This is a genomic window from Paenibacillus humicus NBRC 102415, from assembly GCF_004000905.1.
Taxonomy (GTDB): domain Bacteria; phylum Bacillota; class Bacilli; order Paenibacillales; family Paenibacillaceae; genus Paenibacillus_O; species Paenibacillus_O humicus.
Genome location: NZ_BIMD01000055.1, coordinates 14,667 through 32,470, shown reverse-complemented (window position 1 = coordinate 32,470; position 17,804 = coordinate 14,667). Strand labels below are relative to the sequence as shown.

Annotated in this window: 15 protein-coding genes and 1 pseudogene; 2 read left to right on the top strand and 14 right to left on the bottom strand. The window is 59.7% G+C overall.

All coding sequences use genetic code 11. The features are described 5' to 3' along the window. Both PHU01S_RS22455 and PHU01S_RS22450 read right to left on the bottom strand, forming a co-directional pair. A pseudogene (locus PHU01S_RS22455) lies at positions 1–594 on the bottom strand (stage II sporulation protein P); the annotation flags it as partial. A 213-nt stretch (positions 595–807) separates the two neighbouring features. Further along, positions 808–1,572: an SDR family NAD(P)-dependent oxidoreductase gene (locus tag PHU01S_RS22450; RefSeq protein WP_048749441.1), complete on the bottom strand. Its 765-nt coding sequence runs from the start codon at positions 1,570–1,572 to the stop codon at positions 808–810. A 297-nt stretch (positions 1,573–1,869) separates the two neighbouring features. Here PHU01S_RS22450 and PHU01S_RS22445 point away from each other — a divergent pair, with 297 nt between their 5' ends. Further along, positions 1,870–2,463, top strand: a complete 594-nt coding sequence (locus PHU01S_RS22445; protein WP_048749444.1) for a TetR/AcrR family transcriptional regulator — start codon at positions 1,870–1,872, stop codon at positions 2,461–2,463. Between the two features lie 55 nt (positions 2,464–2,518). Here the strand turns inward: PHU01S_RS22445 and gpr are convergent, their stop codons facing one another. Then, complete coding sequence (gene gpr / locus PHU01S_RS22440; protein ID WP_049867709.1) at positions 2,519–3,526, bottom strand: GPR endopeptidase; 1,008 nt, start codon at positions 3,524–3,526, stop codon at positions 2,519–2,521. A gap of 176 nt (positions 3,527–3,702) precedes the next feature. Here gpr and rpsT point away from each other — a divergent pair, with 176 nt between their 5' ends. Then, complete coding sequence (gene rpsT, locus PHU01S_RS22435; RefSeq protein ID WP_021881778.1) at positions 3,703–3,975, top strand: 30S ribosomal protein S20; 273 nt, start codon at positions 3,703–3,705, stop codon at positions 3,973–3,975. A gap of 144 nt (positions 3,976–4,119) precedes the next feature. Here rpsT and holA read toward each other — a convergent pair whose 3' ends face one another. The 11 genes from holA to PHU01S_RS22385 all read right to left on the bottom strand — a co-directional run bounded on the left by holA (position 4,120) and on the right by PHU01S_RS22385 (position 17,512). Then, positions 4,120–5,160 carry a DNA polymerase III subunit delta gene (gene holA / locus PHU01S_RS22430; RefSeq protein ID WP_049867710.1) on the bottom strand — a complete coding sequence of 347 codons (1,041 nt, stop codon included), beginning with the start codon at positions 5,158–5,160 and terminating at the stop codon, positions 4,120–4,122. Between the two features lie 53 nt (positions 5,161–5,213). Then, on the bottom strand, positions 5,214–5,402 hold the full coding sequence (locus PHU01S_RS26460; RefSeq protein ID WP_049867711.1) for a hypothetical protein: 189 nt from the start codon (positions 5,400–5,402) through the stop codon (positions 5,214–5,216). A gap of 140 nt (positions 5,403–5,542) precedes the next feature. Further along, positions 5,543–6,616 carry an anti-sigma factor family protein gene (locus PHU01S_RS22425; RefSeq protein WP_084781352.1) on the bottom strand — a complete coding sequence of 358 codons (1,074 nt, stop codon included), beginning with the start codon at positions 6,614–6,616 and terminating at the stop codon, positions 5,543–5,545. Then, positions 6,613–7,161: an RNA polymerase sigma factor gene (locus tag PHU01S_RS22420; protein WP_048747286.1), complete on the bottom strand. Its 549-nt coding sequence runs from the start codon at positions 7,159–7,161 to the stop codon at positions 6,613–6,615. Before PHU01S_RS22420 ends, PHU01S_RS22425 begins: the two co-directional genes overlap by 4 nt. 221 nt (positions 7,162–7,382) lie before the next feature. Further along, positions 7,383–8,522, bottom strand: coding sequence for a GntR family transcriptional regulator (locus tag PHU01S_RS22415; protein WP_232313107.1), 1,140 nt, complete (start codon positions 8,520–8,522; stop codon positions 7,383–7,385). A gap of 168 nt (positions 8,523–8,690) precedes the next feature. Then, positions 8,691–10,307: an extracellular solute-binding protein gene (locus tag PHU01S_RS22410; protein WP_127510051.1), complete on the bottom strand. Its 1,617-nt coding sequence runs from the start codon at positions 10,305–10,307 to the stop codon at positions 8,691–8,693. A 47-nt stretch (positions 10,308–10,354) separates the two neighbouring features. Then, a complete protein-coding gene (locus PHU01S_RS22405) occupies positions 10,355–11,248 on the bottom strand; it encodes a carbohydrate ABC transporter permease (protein ID WP_048749986.1) in 894 nt (297 codons plus the stop codon). 12 nt (positions 11,249–11,260) lie between these two features. Next, the gene (locus PHU01S_RS22400) at positions 11,261–12,229 is read right to left on the bottom strand and encodes an ABC transporter permease (RefSeq protein WP_048749987.1); all 969 of its coding nucleotides are present in this window, start codon (positions 12,227–12,229) and stop codon (positions 11,261–11,263) included. A gap of 306 nt (positions 12,230–12,535) precedes the next feature. Further along, entirely contained in the window at positions 12,536–14,152 is a 1,617-nt protein-coding gene (locus PHU01S_RS22395; RefSeq protein ID WP_127510047.1) for a response regulator, read from the bottom strand. Between the two features lie 19 nt (positions 14,153–14,171). Next, complete coding sequence (locus PHU01S_RS22390; protein WP_127510045.1) at positions 14,172–15,968, bottom strand: sensor histidine kinase; 1,797 nt, start codon at positions 15,966–15,968, stop codon at positions 14,172–14,174. After that, positions 15,965–17,512, bottom strand: coding sequence for an ABC transporter substrate-binding protein (locus PHU01S_RS22385; RefSeq protein ID WP_127510043.1), 1,548 nt, complete (start codon positions 17,510–17,512; stop codon positions 15,965–15,967). The genes PHU01S_RS22390 and PHU01S_RS22385 overlap by 4 nt, the downstream gene beginning before the upstream one ends. Positions 17,513–17,804: the final 292 nt, after the last annotated feature.

Below are 17,804 nucleotides of genomic sequence, written 5' to 3'. Positions count from 1 at the left end.
GGGCGCTCCGCTGCCGGCCCCGCCGCTCGCCGGTCCGCTCTGCCCGCTGCCCGCCGGATCATCCTGCGGCACTCCGATCGGACCTACCGGCGAATCGTCCTCGCTGCCAGCATCATGGCCGTCTTCGCCGGAATCATCGCCTGCAGCCGCCTCGGGCTCGTCCTCCGGCGCCGGCGTCTGGTCGCCCGCCGCGCTCGCCTTGCCGGCCAGATTCTCGCCGCCGCTTTGCATGACGGGCAGGCCGGCCGCCAGCAGGCTGCGAGGGCTGCCCGGATTCACGTCGGTCAGCATGCGGAGCACGAAGCTGCTCACTTGCCGCGTCGATACGCTCTCGCCATGCCCGCTGCTCTGGAACGCAGGCATCTCCATTCCAAGCATGTCCGCCAGAAAGGCGCTTGAAACCATGGATGCCAATCCTTTCATGGAGGAAGCCGGCGATGAAGGGTCCTGATGGCGGACAATCGTAGCGGCACCTGCCAGCACGAAGATGATCATGGAGCAGAGCGACAGCAGCACGAAGGTGCGTCCCGCAGCGAGAAACTCGCGGATGCGGAGACTGCTTTTTCCCAGATTGACGGCCATGATTCGTTTCATATCGGTTCTCCTCCCGAAAGCGGTTATGCAGTTCTGAAAGCGAAAAACAGGATCCTGGTCTCTCAACTGTTTCTACTCTATGAGGAAAATGGAAATGATAGAACCGCATTCGAGAGAGGAGCCGGCGGCAGCGGGAAAAGCGCGCAAAAAAACAGCCCGCTCCTTGGCAGGAGCAGGCTGTCACTCTTTATTCGGAAAACTCTATCCGGGCCGTTATTGGCCCATCATGCCTCCGTCGACCGTGTACAGGGATGCGGTGACGAACGACGCTTCATCGGACAAGAGGAAGTTCATCACGGCCGCGACCTCTTGCGGCTCGCCGTAGCGGCCCAGCGGCGTGCTGTCCTCGTTGGCTTTTTTGAAGCCTTCGGGAGCTCCCGATTTGGTCTCGATCTGGCGCATCATGTTCGTATTGATCGTGCCCGGCAGCACCGCATTGACGCGGACGCCGTAGCCGGCCGCTTCGTTCGCCGCGACGCGGGTGAGTCCGATGACGGCGTGTTTGGACATAATATAGGGAGACATGCCCGGAGCGCCCATGAGGCCTGCCAGCGACGATGTATTCAGCACCGCGCCGGACTTCTGCTTTTTCATGACCGGAAGCACATGCTGCAGGCCGAGGAACACTCCGCGCACGTTGACGCTGTAGACGAGATCAAGCGTGGCGACGCTCTGGTCCTCGATGCTGCCCACGGCTCCTTCAATGCCGGCGTTGTTGGCGAAATAATCGATCGTGCCGAACTTCTCCACCGCCCGTTCGACGTAGTTCCGGACATCCTCTTCCTTCGAGACATCCGCCGCTACGGCAATCGTCTTGGCGCTGTCGAGGCCGAGCTCGGCGATGACGGCCTGCAAGGCCTCCTCCTTGAGATCGACGAGGACAAGATTGAGGTTCCGCTGAGCCAGACGCCGCGTCAGCTCTTTGCCGATTCCTCCCGCGGCTCCCGTGATGACGGCTGTTTTCGTTTGTTCGGACATATAGGATCGCTTCCTTATCGATAGATTTTTGGGGCAGTTCCGGCTGGGCGGACCCGCTTGAACCGATATCGGTTAACCGCTTACAGATCAAGCATACGCCTGGTGATAAAATGCCGCAATAAGCAGGCTCCGCCCGCTTTGTCGCCTAGTGGACAGCCGCAATCCAGCTGTCGCCCAATTCGGCAATCTTGCACATTCGGCCCGGGAATGTCGCATATCCGAGCGCATTTCCCTTGAGCGCCGCCCCGCATCTATACTGGACGGACAGACATTCGACAGAGAGGAGTCTCGCCGCGCATGGACAAACAGCTTGACCGCAGAGCCAAACGAACCCGCGAAGCCCTTCAGTCCGCCCTGATCCGGATCATCCGGAGAAAAGGCTACGAGGCGGCGACCATTCTCGAGATCGCCGAGGAAGCCGATTACAACCGCGGCACCTTCTACAACCACTACGCCGGCAAGGAAGAGCTGCTGGAGGAAATCCGGCTGGACTTCCTCCAGCAGTTCGCCGATCTTATTCTCGGGCCCTATCCGGGGATGAGCGGAGTCGGCGCCGCCGACATCTATCCTTCCAGCCTGCTTCTGTTCCAGCATGTCGAGCAGAACAAGGAAACCTTCCTGGCGCTGCTGGCGGTCGACAGAGGGCTCGGGGAAGACATGAACCGCGTCCTTAAGGACGCCATGAAACGGGACCTGGAGCTGAGCGTGGAGGAGCAGGATCCCGAGGTGGATCGGGAATTCATGTACAGCTACCTCGCCTCCGCGACGATCGGCGTCGTCATGTACTGGGCCGGTACCGGCTTCAAGTTCTCCTCCGACTATATGGCCAGGCAGCTGCTGCTGCAGATCAACAATCGCCTCGACTACATCGAATTCAAGCGGACGCAATGAAAAAACCGGGACAGCTTCCCTAAGAAAGCGTCCCGGTCGGAATCCCGCGGATCGATCAATGCGTATATGCGGCCACGTTGGAGCTGTCCACCGCGTCATGCAGCGCCGCATTGAGTCCGCTGGCGATGACATTGGCGATATCCTCGATGAACTGGTCGATTTCCTTCGGCGTCACGAGCAGGTCATGCTTGAGCGGCGAAAGCACTTCCTTGACGAGCATGAGCCGCTCCGTCTCCCCGAGCTGATCCAGCATTCCCATCAACTGCCCGGTATCGCCCGCCTGCTGCTTGAAATGTTCCTTCATCATGTCGAACGCGCTGTTTACGACTGTCGAGGCGTAAACGACCGTCGGAACCCCGATGGCGATGACGGGAACACCGAGTATTTCTTTCGTGAGTCCCTTGCGCTTGTTGCCGATGCCGGATCCGGGATGGATGCCCGTATCCGCGATTTGGATCGTCGTATTCACGCGGTCCAGCGACCGGGAAGCGAGCGCATCGATGGCAATGATGAGGCCCGGCTTCGTTTTCTCCGCGATGCTCTGGATGATCTCGCTGGATTCGATGCCGGTAATGCCGAGCACGCCGGGGGCGACGGCGCTTACGCAGCGGTAGCCCGGAGCGACCTGATCCGGCATCAGCTCGAAAAATTGACGCGTCACCATCGTATTCTCTACGACGAGCGGGCCGAGGGCGTCGGGAGTGACGTTCCAGTTGCCGAGCCCGACGATGAGCACGTTCGCGTCCTTGGCGACGCCGAGCTCCTGCAGGAAGCGCTCGAACTCCTGGGCGAACGAGGTCGCGACGCGATCTCCTAGCTCCGAATCATGCGTCCGCAGCTCGGGCACTTCGAAGGTGACATATTTGCCCATGACTTTGCCGATGGCCCGCGAGCCCGCCTCGTTCTCGACCGTCAGCCTTGTGATCGTGATGCCCTCGTCTTCCGTCGTCTCGGAGTGGACGCCGGGAATCGGCCCTCCGCTCGACTCCTCGGCCATTTGCTTCGCTTCCAGCGCCAGGTCGGTGTGAACCGCATAACGTCCCAAATCCAAATCATGATTCATGCGCCAACGCTCCTCTGCACGATTTGCCATTAGCTTGCTGATCCCGGATTCGTTTTATGCGGCCAGCATGTTTTATCCAGTCGTTCGTATTGCAATTTGGCAATGTGCATGATAAGATATTTTAAGTTGTGTTGCAGTATGGGGTCTTATCCCCTTTTGTAGGAGGTGAACCACAAGTGCCAAACATCAAATCCGCCATCAAACGCGTGAAAACGAGCGAGAAACGCCGCGCTCTGAACGCTTCCCAAAAATCCGCGCTTCGCACGGCTGTCAAAGCAGCTGACGCAGCGACTACCGGTACCGATGCGGAAGCAGCCAAGGCTGCTCTGATCGTCGCAACGAAAAAGCTGGACAAAGCCGTTACTAAAGGCCTGATCCATAAAAACGCTGCTGCCCGTAAAAAATCCCGCCTGGCCAAAAAGCTCAACGCCATTTCGGCGCAAGCTTAAGGACAAGCTGACAGCCCGTCTCCTTTTGGAGAAGGGCTGTTTTTCGTTTGCCCGGACGGGCTCCTCGGTTCCACCATCAGGATCGCGCGAAATGAAAAAAGAATTGCTGCGCTCAGCAATTCTTTTTTCTATCGACGCGGCTCTTCATGCCCGCCCGCTTTTCAATCCGGTTCCCATGGAGAGAAAGAACAGCTGCAATCCGAGCTCTTTGTTGATGCGCCCCGTCTTCATCGCGTAATCAAGCTCGGCGAGCGCCGATAGATGCTCGCCGAGCACGGCCGTCTCGAACTTGCGCGCCTTCTCCGCGGCCAGCTTGACCGCGTAGGGATGAAGGCCCAGCTGGCCGGCCATCTGCTGCGGCGAATAGCGATGCCGCTCCAGCTCCTTGATCTGCAGCATGATGCGCAGCTGCCTGGCGACGAGAGCGGCGATGCGGATCGGCTCCTCCCGCCGCAGCAGCAGCTCCCGATAGATCGTCAGCGTCCGGTCCATGTTCAGCTCCGCCATCGCATCGATCAGGGCGAACACATCCTCCTCGACCGTCGAGGCTGTCAATCGGGCGACGTCTTCGACGGAGATGCTTCCTTCCTCCCCTGCGAACAGGCAGAGCTTGTCCACCTCCTGCGACAGCGCCTGCATGCCGGTGCCGGCTCTCGAGACGAGCAGCGATGCCGCCTCCTCGCCTATGCTGCGGTTCTGATCCTTCGCCCTGCGGATGATCCAGGCCGCCAGCTCGCTCTCGGTAAGCTCCGGGAAGGCGACGAGCAGGTTGCGCTCCTTGAGCAGCTTGACGGCCTTGCGGCGCTCATCCAGCTTGTCTGCCTGGACCAGGAAGACGATGATGCTCGTATCGCTCGGATGCTCCATGTACGAGAGGAAGCGCTCCGCCTTATGCTCCACCTTCCCTTCCTTTGCCGCCGCGCACAGAAAGCTCGAATCCCTCGCCAGAATAATCTTCTTCGGCACAAAAAAAGGAAGCGTCTCGGCTTCGCCGATGATTTCCTCCAGCGAGGTCTCGGACATGTCGTACCGGACGATGCCAAGCTCCCTCTCGTCCGGCGCCAGCAGCTTTTCCGTCAGCATCGTCGCGAATTGGCTCATCCGGTAACGGTCTTTCCCGAAGACGGCATATACGGGAGCAATCCTGCCGGCCCGAATATCCTTCACGGCGTCTTTGGCTTCCATGCCAGTCCCTCCTCCATGCTCATGTCGTCCCATCATAGGACACAACCTCCTGCTTAGGCAAGGGCAGCGCCTCCTATTTGGCGCAGAGCCTTCCGGCTGGAGCAATGGCCATGCGTCCAAATACGGCTGTTGCTGCCGAAGAAATGGAATAATGCCTCCTCCTCCGGCACCGCAACCAAACAGAGGAAGGCTTCGCCGTCTCCGACGAAGCCTTCCTCTGCCTGCCTCTGTTTGCCGTACATCTATATAAACATCGCCGCCAGAAGCCCATGGTGCCTCTGCGGGATGGTCATACGATGCCAGGGAACGAGCATTCCGTCCCGCCTGCATGCCGCCTTCTATACCATACGCGCATGCCCCGCGGTTCGTGCTTGTACGCCGATCAGGATTTTTGCTCCTCCACGGTGCCCTCGGCGGCTACGATCTTGAATTTCTTCACGGCTCCGGAGCTGTCCTTGACCTCGACCGCAAGGGTCGTGCTGTCCGAGCTCCAGGATGGAGAGCCCTGAAGCTCGCCGTCCATCTTGAGCTCCGCCAGCTTCTTGTCCCCGCTGTCGAATACTTCCAGCAGTGTGCCGGTGACCGTGTAGCTGTACTTGCCGTCCGGAGATGCAGTAGAAGCCGCAAGTCCTTGGCCGGCGATTCCTTGTTCCATGCCCGGCGATGGAGATGCCGGAGGGCTCGGGAATTGGGCGATTCCCATGGATGGTCCTCCCATGTTCGCAGAGCCGGAAATGTTCGGATCCGCCTTGTCGAACCCGCTCGCTCCCCCAATGCCTCCGACCCTGGCCGACGGGGGTGGAGACGTCGACGCCTTCGTGCGCGAGCCGCCTCCCGTCCCGCGGCTGCCGTCGGAGACCGCCGTCGGAGATGTGGCGGGCTCGCTTGATCCCGTCCCCTCTTCCACGGACTTCAAGGCCGCTCCACCGGTATCCGCAGCTTCCTGAACAGAATACTCCGAGGCGTTCCCCGCAGCGGCAGGCGCCTTGGATTCCAGCATGGCGGTCTGCCTGTTCGGATGAGGACCGTTCAGGCTGACGGCGAGAATGATGGCCGCCGCCGCAACGGCGGTCGCCCCTCCCCATGCAGCCGTTCTCCGGCCGAGCCAGCCCGTCCGCTTCCGCGAAGCCCGGCGCGAGCCGAGCGAGCCGCCTTCAGCGGCAGCGGCTTCCTCCGCCTGAGTCCACTCCTCGTCCATGACCGCCGCCTGGGCTGCCTTGGCATCCCGCAGCGCGTCGATCTCGGCCAGCTGCGGCAGGATGGAATCCACCAGACTGAAGGGCGGCGTGACCTTGGGCAGTTCCTCGAGCTCTTCGGAGAGCCTCTGAAGGCGCTCGAACAGCTCCTGGTCGTCCGGGCAGTTCTTGAGATGCTCCATCAAGAGCACGCGTTCATGCTCGTCAAGATCGCCGTCCAAATATCGATTCATAACCTCTACCACCTCTTGACAAGTCATCCTCGGACACCACCTTTCTGATAGTCATGCAGCAGCGTCTGAAGCTGTTGCCTGGCCCGGAATAAATAGGATTTCACCGTATTCAGCGGAAGATCGAGGGAATCCGCGATTTCGTTGTACGAGAAGTCCTGCAAATAACGGAGCACGACAACGGCTCTGTGGTGATCCGGAAGCTTGTCGATTGCTTCTCGAATATCTTTGGCCGCATAGGCGGACAATACTTCCTCTTCCACGTCCTGCTTCTCCCGGAAGACCATATCATGCTCTTCGATGGACACGACGGGCTTGGTGCGCCGGAACTTGTCGATGCAGATGTTCGTGACGATTCTCTGCACCCATGTCTTGAACTGTGCTTTTTCCTCGTAGGAAGTAATTTTGGTATAAATGCGAATGAGCGCTTCCTGGGAAGCGTCCAGCGCGTCCTGCTCGTTGCCCAGTATATAATAGGCCGTCCGATATACGTGATTTTCTATTTCGCGCAATAGGGACACGAGAGCGTCGCGATCGCCCTGTTGAGCGGCTCGTATGAGACCAGGCTCTACCACGAAGGTTCCCCCTCTCTTGCACCCGTACTGACGCGCGCCTGGCGCGAAAGGTTGCAGGGCAAGCATAAGTAATATAAAAAAGTTAGTTATGGTAAATAATGCCGCGAATGAAAATGAAGCAGGCATTTACCACCCAACAATAGCAAAAAAAACTCCCGGCGTATAGACGCCGGGAGCGGGAGTCATTGGGAACGGCCGGAAGAGCGGAATTGCAGCCGCTTTCAGGCAAGACGATGGACCGATTTCCTTTCGATCAGGCTGACCGGAACGACATGCTGCCCGGTGCCGGCCTGACCCTGCCGCAGCCTTCGGATGAGCAGTTCCGCCGCCGTTCGGCCGATCTCGTCGTAATTCTGCCCGACTGTCGCCACCGGAATATGCAGCATCTCGCAGATCGGATTGTTGTCGAACCCGAAGATGGACAGATCGTCGGGAATCCGCATGTCCAGCTGCTGGGCATAGAGCAGAAGCTGGACCGCGATGAGGTCGTTCTCCACCTGCACGGCCGTAATGCCGTTCTCCCGGTAGCCGTTCAGCAGCCCGCTGAAAAAGGCGGTTTTTCCGGCTGCCTTCAGCTCCTTGCTCGCGCCGAGCCGGACCAGCTCGGGAAGGATGGGAACCCCGCGGTCCTTCATGGCCTTGCAGTACCCGAAGTAGCGGCTGCGCACCGAGGAGACCGACTCGATGGCCGCATTGCTGAAGAAGGCGATGCGCCGATGGCCCAGATCGATCAGCCGGGATACCGCCTCGTACACGCCTCCGAAATTGTCGGAGACGACAGAGGGAATCGGCATGCCGGGCATCTCCTTGTCGATGGTCACGATCGGAAAATCCATCAGGTACAGCCGGTTGAGCCGCTCGAAGCTGCAGGAGTCGTTGAGCGGATACAGGATGACGGCCGAGCTGCCCCGGCCCGGCATCGATTCCAGCAGCTCTTCTTCCAGCGCCGGATCGCTGTTGCTCGTATGCACGCTGAGGTGATAGCCGAGCCGGTTGAGGTAATCGGAGGCTCCGCGAATATAACCGACCATGGCTCCTTCATCGAGATGAGGCAGAATCATGGAAATGATCGGGCCCGGCTCCACTTCCGCAAATGAAAGCGGAGCCGGCGTCTGGCGCTCCGGCGCCGCCTCCGCCCTCTTCACGAAGCTGCCGCTGCCTTGAATCCGGTAGATGTAGCCTTCCCGTTCCAGCTCCTCCAGCGCTCTGCGGGTCGTGATCCGGCTGACGCTGTACAGGGACGAAAGCTCGTTCTCGGTCGGCAGCTGCTGATCCGGCTGATAGTCTCCCTGATCGATTTTGGACTGCAGCTCATCCTTGATGACGGAATAGAGCGGTTTCTGGGATTTGCTCACTGACATTATTCACATCCTGCCCTTGAAGCACCGGGTTGTGCCGCTGCCGGCGAAGCCCGTTGTCGTGATTTCATTGTACATGAAAACAGCTCAACCGGCTACGAGCCGGAGCCGCTCCGCCCCCGGAAGGAGGCGGCGTCCGGACCCGGCTCCGCCGCTTGTCTGCCTGCTCAGCTACTTCACGCTTTGATAGCGTTCATACTGGCCTTTCTTGATCGCCAAATAATCCTGGGCGCCCATTTTGTCCAAAGTCGCGACATACTCATCCCAGCCGCTGCCGAAGTCGGCCTGGCCCGTGACGAATTTCACCCTCATCTGCTGGATGTACTTGTTGATGTCGGTCAAGATGGCCGCCTGCTTTTTGGCTTCCTCCGCAGTAGGGGAAAATTCGGGCCACACTTCCTCCGGCAGGAACTGCTCGAGCTCCGCCGCATTCGTCTTGAAGTCCTCGTCCACCGTCTTGCCCTTCACGGCGGAACGAAGCTCCATATCAGGCTCCGCGTACGGGTAGCCGCCTCCATATACGTTGTCTACGTATTGGAACGCTCCAAGCTGGACGCCGCCCTTGTAAGTGCGGATTTCTTCGCTGTACTGGGGCTTGCCGTCCACCATCGTGTACGTTTCTCCCTCGATGCCGAAGTAGCCGAACTTGCTTCCTTCCTCGCCGTAGAAATAATCGACCCACTCCATCGTTTCCTCCGGATGCTTGTTGGACTTGGTGATTGTGAACGAGGACGTCTGCCGGGTCATCGGATCCATCCAGTTCACGACCTTGTCCCCATGCGGCCCGGCCAGCACGTTGATGCCGATATAGTCCTTGGCTCCGATCGTGCCGATATAATGCGGATCTCCCCAGGAGAAGGCCCCGACCTTGCCGGCCGAGCCGTCGGCCGCCCACTGGGCGTATTCATAGCCGGAATAGTTGAGCTGCGGCAGCGTGCCGTCCTTGAACAGTCCATTCAGGTACTGCAGCACCTCCTTGTACTTCGGATCGTTGAAGATGAGCTTGACCTCGCCGTCCGAATCCTTGTAGATCCAGCTTGCCGCCCCCTTGTAGCCTCCGTTCCCCATGCCGAAGCTGCCGTACAGCTGCCGCTCGAACATGCCGTTGATAAAGCCCGTCGGCATGACCCAGCCCATCTCGTCGTTCGGATCCCCGTTGCCGTTGGCGTCCTTCTCCTTGAACGCCTTGAGAGCCGCCTGCAGCTCATCCGTCGTCTTGGGCACCTGCAAGCCGAGATTGTCCAGCCAGGTCTTGTTGATGTAGAGCCGTATGGACCGGTACGGAAGGGCCGTATCGATGTACGGCAAGGAATAAATATGGCCGTCCGGCATCGTGATCGCCTTCTTGACCTCCGGATTTTTCTCGAACCATTGCTTTAGATTGGGAGCATGCTGCTCGATGAGGTCCTCCAGCGGAAGGAACAAGCCCTGCTCCCCGTACTTGACGAGCTCGGAGCTGCTGAAGCCGGTCTGGTAGAACGCGTCCGGAAGCTTGCCGGAGGCGAGCATGACGTTTTTGCGCTCCGCCGAGCTCTCGCCCGGAATCTCTTCCCACTCGATATGGATGCCGGTCTTTTCCTCGTATTTCTTCCACATCCACAGGTCCTTCGAAGCCGGATGGACGTCCGTGAAGCTGTCCCGCGCCATTTTGAGCGTAATTTTGCCTTCCTTGCCCCCGCTTCCGCTATCCCCGCTCCCCACGGAATCGCCGCCGCCCGACTGACAGCCGGCCAGAATCGCCACGGCGAGCCCTCCGACCAATCCCTGTTTCACCCATGCGTTTTTCACGTCTATTCCCCCTGTCGCATTATAGGGCAGACTTGCCTGTCTGCCGTCTAGCCTTTGATCGCGCCGACGAGAATTCCTTTTTCAAAAAATTTTGACAATAACGGATAAAGAATCAGCAGAGGCAGCGAGGATGCGACGACGATGGAGTACTTGATCCCTTCGCGCGCCATCATCCGCTGGCTGTACTGCTCGTCCACCGCGACCCCGAGCATGTCCTGCATGCTGTTTTTGATGAGGATTTCCCTCAGGAACAGCTGCAGCGGGAATTTGTCCCTGTCCGTCATGTAGATCAGAGAATCGAAGTAGGAGTTCCAGTGCCCGACTCCGTAGAACAGGATCATGACGGCGATGATCGGCATGGACAGCGGCAGCACGATTTTGAAGAGCAGCCGCCAGTCGCTGCAGCCGTCGACGAACGCGCTCTCCTCCAGCTCGACCGGAATCTGGGTCTGGAAGTAGGTCCTCATGATGATGAGGTTGAACACGCTGATGGCGCCGGGAAGGACAAGCACCCAGATGCTGTTCAGGATGCCGAGCGACTGGTTGACCAGGTAGGTCGGGATGAGGCCGCCGCTGAAAAACATCGTGAACGTGAACAGGAACGTGAACACGTTCTTGCCGTAGAACCGGCGGCGCGACAGCGGATAAGCGCCCAGGATCGTCATGAACACATTGATCGCCGTGCCGACCGTCGTATAGAGGATCGTATTGCGGTAGCCGATCCAGATATCGCCGTTCTCGAAGATCGCCTTGTAGCTTTCCAGATTGAAGCCCTGCGGCCAGACCAGCAGGAACGTATCGTAGATCCTTCGCGGATCCGAGACGGAGGCGAGAATGACGAATAAGAGCGGATACAAGAGTATGATCGTAATGAGCAGCACGAGCGTCAGGTTGACGGCCTCGAACGCTTTTTCTCCGGGCGTCTGCTTGATGGTATCCATGCGGATTCCTCCTTACCAGAGGCTGGTCTGTCCGGCCCGCTTGGCGATGGCGTTGAACAGGATCAGCAGGATGAAATTGACGACGTTGTTGAACAGGCCTACGGCTGCGGAGAAGCTGTACTGGGCCTCCACGATTCCGCTCTTGTACATGTACGTGGAGATGACCTCGGATTTGGCGAGGTTCATGTCGGTCTGCATGAGCAGCACCTTCTCGAAGCCGACGTTCATCACCCCTCCGATGCTCATGATGGACAGGATCATGATCGTCGGCATGATGCCGGGAAGAGTCACATGCCAGATGCGCCGGAAGCGGCTTGCCCCGTCTATGTATGCGGCTTCATATTGATCCGGAGGAATGCCCGCCATCGCGGCCGTATAGATGAGGGACGACCAGCCGATGGACTGCCACAGGCCGGACCAGACGAACAGATGCCAGAAATGGGACGGATTCGCCATGAAATCGATCGGAGAGCCGCCGAAGCGGGTGATGATTCCGTTGATGACGCCCGTAGTCGGGGAGATGAAGAAGAACAGGATGCCGACCGCCACGACGACGGAGATGAAATGCGGCGCGTAGGAGATCGTCTGCACGACGCTGCGCAGCCGCTTGCGCCTGATCTCGTTGAACATGAGCGCGAGGATGATGGGAGCCGGTATGCCGACAATCAGCCCGTAAACGCTGATGCCGAGCGTGTTCCGGAGAATGTCCCAGAAGAAGAAGGTGCGGAAGAAGCGGGTGAAATGCTCCAGCCCTACCCAGGGGCTTCCCGTAATTCCGAGAGCGGGCATGTAGTCCTTGAATGCGATCTGAATTCCATACAACGGCCAGAAATGCCAGATGACGAAATAAAAAAAGGCCGGTGCGATGATCAGGTACAAGCCGATATTTCGCTTCAGCTGTTTTCCAATCTCTGCGAGCCGGCGGGAAAAACCTTCGGCCGAGGGCTTTCGCGCCGTCTGGATTTCCATGCGTGCATCCATCTCCTTTTCCTTTAATTTGTTATGACAAATAAAAGGGTATAGGAATATTTGATAGATGTATATAATGAATTAGTCCTATGAAAGCGGTTTAAATCGTTTATCGCTTTGATTCCCTTTATTTTCCTCATATTTGTTATGACATATAAAGGGAGGTTCGCCTAAATCCTTCTGGAATGACGATTTGAATCCGGGTCTTTGGGCCTAGATGAAAAAGAATGGCATGGATTCCACCGAATCAGCGGAATCCATGCCGTATCGTGCTCGAGCAATTCCTGCCGCGGTCCGGGCAGCGGCAAGCGAGGCCCTTCAAGCGCCGGGTGTCGCGCTGCTGTCGGTTCCGATTTTGCGGAACTCATGCGGATTTTTGCCGTACACCTTGCGGAACAGCCGCGCGAAGTACGAGAAGTTGCCGTAGCCGAGACCGGCGGCGATCGCGCTTACGCTCTCGTCGGTCCCCGTCAGCCTCTGCGCGGCGGCGCGCATCTTTTCCTGCAGGATATAGTCGGTCAGCACCTTGCCCGTCTCCTTGCGGAACAAGCGCGACAGATAGGCCGGATTGAGGAACACATGCTCGGCCAGCTCTTCCCGGGTCACGTCGCGGTCCATATGGTCGGCGATGTACGCCTTGATCTGCCTCAGGACGGGACTTTCCGAACGGCGGGATTGAAGCAGGACGCCGATCTGGCCGAGCATGCCTTCCGACCAGGCGCGGAACCGCTGCACGGAACGGGTCGCGGCGCTGACGTCGAAGTCTTCCCGGTACTGATGCAGCATGAAGGCGGGAAAGCCCTTGCGGTGAAGCGTCAAGTACGCCGCCTGCATCAGGCCGTATGCATAGGCGGTCAGCGTCTCGACCGTCACGGCCGCGCCGGGCATGAGCAGCTCCTCGAGCCTTGCCCTCATCGACTCGATACCGCCTTGCTCCAGCAGGTCCGCCCATTCCAGGAGAGCCCCGGAATCGGGCTGCAGCGCGTCGGCATGCCGCTCCCCGCGGCTGGCGGCGCCGGCGGGAATGCTGCTCCAGGAAATGCTGACATTGCGGTATTCCTCATGCAGCAGGCCGAGATATTCCCCTCTGAGATTCTTGAGCGGAACCGCGTCTCCGATATACACGGACATTTTGCAGTAGAAATAGGTTCTGCAGGCTTCCCGGTACCGGTCGCACAGCTCCTCGAGCCGCTGCGCGGTCGCGCCTCCCTCATAGATTAGAATCAGGCTGTTGCCCCGGTAATCCTCGACGACGGCGCCCGGGAGCGATTCCAGCAAAATTTCCTCCGCCGCCTTGCGCAGGGCGAACTCCATGACGCGCTCATCCCGCTCATCGATATCCTTCTCCCAATTCTCCACGCTGATCAGCAGCGGGCGGATGGTGCCGATGAGCTGCGCGTCGACATCCGCGGCCAGCCTGATCCGCTCCAGCCAGCTGGCGTCGGGACGTTCCCGGCCATCGAGCAGATCCTTCCAGTACCGCTCGGTCAACAGCGGCTTCTGTCCCTGCCACAGCTCCGCCAGCTGGTGGTAGCGCTCTCCTTCGTGGTCAGCCTGCCGCTGCTCCTCCACTTTGCGGCCGAGCGCCTGCAGCACCTGCTCCAGCTCCCGGTAAATGACCGGCTTCAGAATATAATCGCTTCCCCCCAGCTGAAGGGCCTTCTGGGCATAGCGGAATTCGGAATGGCAGGTGAGCACGACCGTCTCCAGCCTCATCCCCTCTTCCTTCACCCACTCCATCAGCTCCAGGCCGCTCTGCTCCGGCATCTCGATATCGCAGATCATGATGTCGATGTCATGCTTCCGCAGCATCTCCTTGGCCATGTCGGCATGGTAGGCCTCATAGACCTCGTCGATCCCGGCCTCCTGCCAGGATACGCCGGCCATCAATCCTTTGACGGCATAGATTTCATCGTCCACAATCAGCGCCTTCATGCTGCGTCTCCTCCTTGGGTCATCCTGCCTGGCGATTGTCCGCGGCCTGCTCTTCCGGAAGGCCGAGGGTGACGAGCGCTCCCCGCTCCGCTCCGTTCTCGAATTTCAGCGACACTGCGGCTCCATAAAACAGCCGGCAGCGGCGAGCGACATTCCATAAGCCCACATGGCGCTCCCCCGGCTCCTGCTCCTCCACGCGCGCTGCGAGCCTCTCCGCCATTCCGGGAGCGAACCCTTTGCCGTTGTCGGCCACGTCGATCCGGATGCCGCCGGCAGCCGCTCCCTCTCCAGAGGCGCCGTTCCGGCTCACCGCGATCAGGATCCGGAAGGGACCTCCGCCGCTGGTGGAGAAGCCGTGGACCATCGCGTTCTCGACGATCGGCTGGATCGATAGAGGCGGCAGCAGATAATTTTCCAGCCCTGCCTCCACCTTGAAGTCGAACTCCAGCGTCTCCGGGAATCGATGCTTCTGGATCGTCAGGTAGTCGCGGATATGCTCCAGCTCCTGATGGATCGTCACGGAAGCTGCGGCCGTATTGATCGTGAACCGGAAATACCGGACCAGATGGAGCGCGATGCTCTGGATGATGTCGAAGCTGCGGATCTGGGCGAGCTGATAGACGATATTGAGCGAGTTCATGAAGAAGTGAGGCTGGATCTGCGCCTGCAGATGCTTGAGCTCGGCCTTCTGGGTACGGATCTGCTCCTCGTAGATGTCGATCTTCAGATGCTCGATCTGCGAGGCCATGCCGTTGAACGTCTCGTTGATCGTGACGAATTCCGGCAGCCGGCTGTCCGGCAGGCGGGCGCTGAGATCGCCGGAGCGGATCTTGCGCATGCCCTTGATCAGCCGGTGCATCGGCACGACGACCGCACGCTGCAGATAGTACAGGTACATGGCGAGCAGAATGGCGGCCAGCACCGGAACTGTGTAGGTCAGATAGCGGAAATACGGAAGCCCTTCGAGCAGCGACTTCTCCGGCACGAGCAGCACCAGCCTCATGCCCGCCATCCGCGAAGGCTGGGCGACGAGCAGATACGGCTGCGGAAGCTTGGCGATCGTATACGCCCCGGCGGCCGCTTCCGTATCCGCAGCCGCCCCGGTCGCCTGCAGCTCATCGCGGAGGCCGGCCTTGAGCGTCGTCAGCGGCAGGCTGCCGGAATGGCCTCCGAGCAGCACGGCTTCCCCTTTGCCGCTCTCGCCGAGGGCATGGAGCGGCTTCATGAGCCGGTCGAGATCGACCCACGCTCCCGCTGCCGAGCCGTAGCCCGTGTCGACGATGCGCACAAGGGCATGGGAGCCGTTCAGCTCCGTCACCGTCCAGCCGCTGAACGGAGTGTCCGCCCCCGCTCCCGCCTTCAGAATTTCATGCAGCCGGGACTGGATATCCCGCTTCCGCTGGAAGCTGACCGACTGCTGCTGGGAGACGAAGAGATCGTCGTACTTGGAGCTGTAGGCGAACAGCACATCCGCCGCCTCGTAATAGTTCGAGTTGACCCCGAGATCGGCGGCCATCTGCGTTTTGGCCCGGTAGTAATCCCAGCCGCCGCGCTCGTTCTGCGACAGCGACAGCAGATCGCGGTTCTGCTCGGCCGTCTTGAACAGATAGTTTTGGATTTCCTCGAGCACCTTGTCCATGTCGTTCATGTACATCGTCAGCAGGCTCCGGTTGGACTGGGCCACCTGGGAGCGCACGACCGTCGTCGAGTACAGATTGTTCCAGAGCAGCAGGATGACGAGCGGCGCCGTGACGACCGCGAACCCGATGATGAGCCGCGTGCGCAGCGTAGCCTGAGGGAGCCGGAAGCCCTTCATCGGCCGCCCTCCTTGCCCGCCGCCGTCTTCGAGGCGAGCCACTCGTCCAGCTGGCGCTGCTTCTCCGCGATGACCCGGTCAGCTCCCGCGGCCTTCAGCTTCTCCACATACATCGGGATGACCAGATCGGGATCCAGCTCTCCCGCGATGATGGCCGGAGCGAACTCCTCGTCGACGCGGCTGCAGGCCGCGATCTCGCTCGTGACCCGGTCCGGGTTGAAGACGAAGCCGAGCGCCCGGGACGGCTCCGCTTCCTCGTTGAACCGCCTGTACTTGGTCCAGAGCTCCGGATCCTCGTTGTCCCACAGATAGGAATGGAGCTGATTGCCGAACATCCAGGGCAGGTTCAGGTTGTAGCCTACCGTCCGGGAGTCCACCCCTTCCGGATAGCCGATCCGGCCGTCCGCACGGACGACGTAATGCTTGCCCTCGATGCCCCAATCGAGCAAATTCAGCAGATAAGGATCCGTATAGAGCAGATCCAGCAGCTGCATCGCCTTGCCCGGATGGCGGGAGGTGCGGGGGATGGCGAACATCGCGCTCGTCACGTCGGCCGTCGTCGTGTACGGCTTGGTCAGCTCCACCGTCGCCATCGGCATGCCGGTGTTTCTCGAAGCCTGGATCTCGAAGCCCGGCTTGATCGACTCGGCGAAGGAAAAGGCGGCGCCTGCCTTGACCGCTTCGTATTCGCTGTCCCTCGACGTCACGGCGTCGGCGTTCAGGTAGCCGTCGAGATGCCATTGGTGCATCAGCTTGGCGTTGACCCGGTACGCTTCGGTCGCCACCATGTTCACGACCTTCGTCCCGCCGCCCTCTCGCTGGAGAGCGCCGGGTCCGTCCCCGAGCATGTCGAACAGGCCGTACTGCATGAGGAACGTGAACGGACTGCGGTCGGAGCGCACCTGCAGCGGCGTCACCGACGGCTCGCGCCGCTTGATCGTCTCCAGCACGGGACCGAGATCCGCGAGAGATTTGATGGAAGCCAGCTTGATTCCGTATTTCTCCGTGAGATCCCGGCGCATGACGATCCCCTTGCTCGCGGCGAACTCCTTGTTGGTCGGGATGGCGTACAGCTTGCCCCCGATGCGGCTGGCGTCGAGAATATCGGGGTTGACGATTCCTCTGATTCCCCCGCCGTATTGCCGCAGCAGGTCGTCCAGGGCAATGAAGCGGCCTCTGGCCACCTCGTCGCCGAACTTCATCCAGCCGGCCGTGAACATGAGATCGACCTGGCTGCCCGAGGCGTAGACCAGGCCGGTGCGGTCCCACCAGCTGCCCATGTCGACCGGACGGATTTCGACGGCGGCATTGATTTTCTCCTGCAGGTAGTTGTTGATTTCGTTCTGAACCTGCGGCAGATCGTCCGGCACGACGCTCGCGGGAAACATCATGACGAGGCGGTCGGGAGCGGCGGCCGAGGCCACTCCGGACGGAGCGGTGTCGCCGCGCTTAAGCAGCGTCCACGGGCGGGAATAAAAAGTGAGCGCGGCCAGTGCGATCAAGGCGGCGAGCGCAAGCGTCAGTCGTTTGCGGTTGGCTGTCATGGAAAGAACCCCTCTTGCGGCGAATAATAGAGTAAGCGATTTCAATTATACGCCCGCGCCGCCGCCCTCTCTACTCCTATTTCCATCAAATAGGCAAAAATAGTGACCATTTATAGCAATCGGATGACATGTCGGCGAACGCGGCAGGATCGTTCCTTCAGAGAGAACGGACATTCAGCCGGGATGGGGCTGCTCCCTGAGAGGGCAGCAGCTGTATAGCAGTTGCAAAGGAATTGAATTCTTTCCATAGACATGGATGCAGCTAAAAAAAAGTCCTCCTGCGCGTATGTGC